The sequence below is a fragment of the Streptodolium elevatio genome, assembly GCF_053592165.1.
On sequence record NZ_JBSFVE010000069.1, the window covers coordinates 1 to 2,717 of the forward strand.

The 2,717-nt window shown below is 67.0% G+C and carries 1 protein-coding gene; it reads right to left on the reverse strand.

What is annotated here, in order from left to right; genetic code table 11:
• Positions 1 to 77: 77 nt before the first annotated feature.
• Positions 78 to 2,615: an RHS repeat-associated core domain-containing protein gene (locus ACWD12_RS40925; protein ID WP_450103940.1), complete on the reverse strand. Its 2,538-nt coding sequence runs from the start codon at positions 2,613 to 2,615 to the stop codon at positions 78 to 80.
• Positions 2,616 to 2,717: the final 102 nt, after the last annotated feature.

Genomic DNA, 2,717 nt, shown 5'->3' on the forward strand with positions numbered 1-2,717 from the left:
GAACGGGGCTATCCAGGACGGCTCCGACGCCGTGATCACACCAGCCACACCAAGATCATCTCACCCGCGACCAGCACTTACGGGACAACCCTTAGGCCCGTACCGACGCCGACGCCGACAGTCCTGACCAACTCGCCCTTTGAGTTGAAGGTACCGGGTGCTTCGCGGTAGTCCCCGCTGACCCCCACACCCGCTCCTCCAAACCCTCCTACGCCTATCGAACGTCCTGGCATTTGACTTGGGTCGTCGGCGTTACTGACGATCCTGCTGACTCCCAATGAGCCGCCTGCTCCGCCGAGTTGGAACTCCCCAGTAATCGAGAAGCTTGTCTTGGACGTTCCATCTGGACGGGCGGTGCTGTTCAGGCAGAACGACAGGCTTGCTCCGATTCCCGCGGTCGCGCCTCCGCCAATGCAGACGCCGTGTGTCGAGGCCCACTCCTTCTCCAGCCATTCACCGATCGGTCCGGAGCTTCCGCATCCGTCCGCGGCTGCGACGACTCCGCCGCCGTAGTGCCGTGGGATGCACATCTTGGAGTAGTCGATTTTGCTGAAGTCGATTTTGCTGAAGTCGAAGGGGACGCAGTCGGTGCGGACGGTGCAGCCGCTGCGTTGCCATTCGGGGGTGCCTGGAACACCGATGGTGGGCTTGGTGGTGATCGTAGGGACGCGCCCGTTGCCGGAGGTGCCGGTGGTCGGCTTGCCGCCGGGTGCCGGGGCGGTGGTGGTGGGTCCGGAGCTCATGCCTTTGGTGCTGGGGCTTCCGGGCAGCGTGACCGCGGGCGCTCCGGGGGCGTCGTCGACGGCGTTGGGGCCGTTGACGCCGTCGTCGCGGGTGCCTCCGTCGCAGGTGTCCTCGTACCGACTGCAAGGGATGCCCCAGACCAGGCCGGTGGGGTCGCTCTTGGTGACCGGGGAGGAGTTCGCGTAGCTGTAGCCGTGGGTCTGTAGGGGGTCGGCGAGGTCCATGACGGGGTCGACGCTGATGAACCGGCCGAGGGTGGGGTCGTATTCGCGGGCCCCGAGGTGGGTGAGGCCGCTGCTGGTGTCTGTCGTGCCGCCCACGTAGCCACGTGTTCCGGGCCAAGCGGAGGGTGCGGCGCCGCGGGCCTGGCCGAACGCGGTCGTCTTCCGGTATTGCACCGGCATCGAGGTTGTCGACGTGATCACTGTGGTGGCAGTGCCGTTGCGGTCGCTGAGGAGGTAGGAGAGCTCCTGCTTGCTGCTGGTGCGGACCACGGTCGGGGCGCCGGGCTGGGTGTAGTACCGGTCGGCGGTGACGGTGCCGTTGGGGGCGACGGTGATCTCGGTGTGCCCCAGGTAGAGGGTGCTCGTGGTGCCGGTAGTTCCGCTGGTGCGTCCGATGAGTCGGTCGCCGGTGGCGTTGTAGGTGTAGGCCGAGGTGGTGGTGCCGTCGGATATGCGGGCGAGGTGGCCTTCGAGGTCCCAGGTCAGGTTCTGCGGGGCAGCGCCGCTGGGACGTGTGAGGGTGTTGCCGGCGGCGTCGTAGGTGTAGTTGCCGGTGCTGCTGCCGGCGGGGCCGGTTGTGGTCACGGAGGACAACTGGTGCATGCTGCCGGTCGGCGCGGCCGGGTACGTGTAGGTGCGCAGGGTGTCTTGGCTGGTGTTGCCGGCCGGGTTGTGCTGCTTCTCGGTGGTGCGGTTGCCGACGGCGTCGTAGGTGTAGGTGGTCCAGTACGGGTCAGGGCCGCCGACGGTGGCTGTGGTGCCGGTTTTGGGTCCGCTGGCGCAGTGGTTGGTGGAGGTCCAGGCGTCGGTGAGGCGGCGCAGCGGGTCGGAGTTGAAGCACTGCACGTCGTCGGTGATCACGTTGCCGGCGTTGGGGGTGCGTTGGTTGATATAGGTGATGTTGTCGGCTTTGTCGTAGCCGTAGCGGGTCTCAGCGACGAAGTGCGGGCCAGTTTCGCGGTGGCTTGTGGCCGTGAGGAGCTGGCCGGTGTGCTCGTCGTAGGTGCTGGTGGTCCACAGGCGGGTTGGGGCTGCGCCAGTTTGGGTGCGCAGGACGTCGCCGTAGGGGCTGTAGACGGTGTCGGAGGTGTACCAGTTGGTCCCGGACGTGCTGATCGGGAGTCCATCGGAGTTGTAGCGGGTGACGAGGGCCTCGGCGGGCAGGGGGCCGGCGCCTGGCAGCGTGACGGTGGCGACCTTGCCGGTGGGTGTGTAGGTGTATCCGGTGGTGTAGGTGCCCTTCAGTGCGCCTTCGGACACGGGGATGGTGATGCTTGTGCCGTGCGGCCGGTATTCGGTGTCGTAGCCGGTGACTTCGGTGGTGTAGGCGTTGCCGTTGTCGTAGCGGATGGATTTGACCGGTAGGCCGACAGCGCCGGGGAGGGTGTCGTAGGTCCATTCGGCGAGTTTGGGGCCGTTGGCGTCGCTGGTGCGCAGGGTGGTTTTGCGGCCGAGGGCGTCGTAGGTGGTGGCGAGGGTGTTGCCACGTGCGTCGCCGACCGAGGTGATGCGTCCTGTGTTGTCGTAGCTGAGGAGAGTACGTCCCTTGTCGGGGTCGGTGGTCTCGGTGGCCTGGCCGCGCGCGTCGTAGGTCCAGGTCCACGCGTTGCCCGCCGGGTCGGTGAGCTTGGTGCGGTCGCCGCGCACGTCGAAGGTGAGCTTGCTCCGCTTTGACGGACACCGTCGTTGTGGTGGTCAGGCCGCTGCGAGGGCGGCTTCGTATTCGACGGGTGTGCGGTAGCCGAGGCT